Source organism: Bacillus cereus (assembly GCF_002567495.1).
Taxonomy (GTDB): Bacteria; Bacillota; Bacilli; order Bacillales; family Bacillaceae_G; genus Bacillus_A; species Bacillus_A cereus_AQ.
The window spans coordinates 1-659 of the sequence record NZ_NVAP01000059.1; the positions used below are offsets into that span (position 1 = coordinate 1).

Below are 659 nucleotides of genomic sequence, written 5' to 3' on the forward strand. Positions count from 1 at the left end.
ATAAATTGAAAAAAGGCACCTTGGGGTGTCTTTTCTTTTTGCATTAAAAAATAGATAAAAAAATAACGGATTGGGTATTCCGTTATTTCTCTTGTACATACATTTCTTTTGAATTCTCTTCGACTTCTTTTATCATCTTTTCCGTTAGTCCACCCTCGTAGCCTTCCATATCTTCAGCAAACCTTTCCTTCACTTCGTCAGGAAACTCAACATAAAAGATTTCAGTCATATCTGTAATTCTTAATGCAATCATAATTGGAACAAGGTGAAGCATGTTCACATTTGTTTTCTTCATGTTTACAAAATCATTTATTGTTGCTACCCGAATACCAGTCAAACAACTTAAATCTCCTTGCGACATTCCCCCTTTCTTTTAGCAGTTCACCCAATTTATTAACAACAAGATGCGGTGTGTTCTCTAATAGTCCAGTAACGACCGAATTCGTATTTTGATTTAGTAAATCACGATGCATTCCTAACCTCCTTAATTACGTAATATCATTATATATAGAGGTAATATTTTTGGAAACAAATAGAAATTATAATGTAATAAAATTTGTTTTGCTCATCTAACTCATTAATTAGAAAGTCGGAGGAAGGCGCCTTAAGGTGGTCTTTTTTATGAAGGATCCGTTTAAAAACTAAAAATAAAAGAACCT

At 32.6% G+C, this 659-nt stretch carries 2 protein-coding genes; both read right to left on the bottom strand.

Going from position 1 to position 659, the window contains the following annotated elements:
* Positions 1-82: 82 nt before the first annotated feature.
* Complete coding sequence (locus tag COK05_RS26995; protein WP_255290356.1) at positions 83-337, bottom strand: XRE family transcriptional regulator; 255 nt, start codon at positions 335-337, stop codon at positions 83-85.
* Positions 306-473, bottom strand: coding sequence for a hypothetical protein (locus COK05_RS31915; RefSeq protein WP_255290357.1), 168 nt, complete (start codon positions 471-473; stop codon positions 306-308). Before COK05_RS31915 ends, COK05_RS26995 begins: the two co-directional genes overlap by 32 nt.
* Between the last annotated feature and the right edge of the window lie 186 nt (positions 474-659).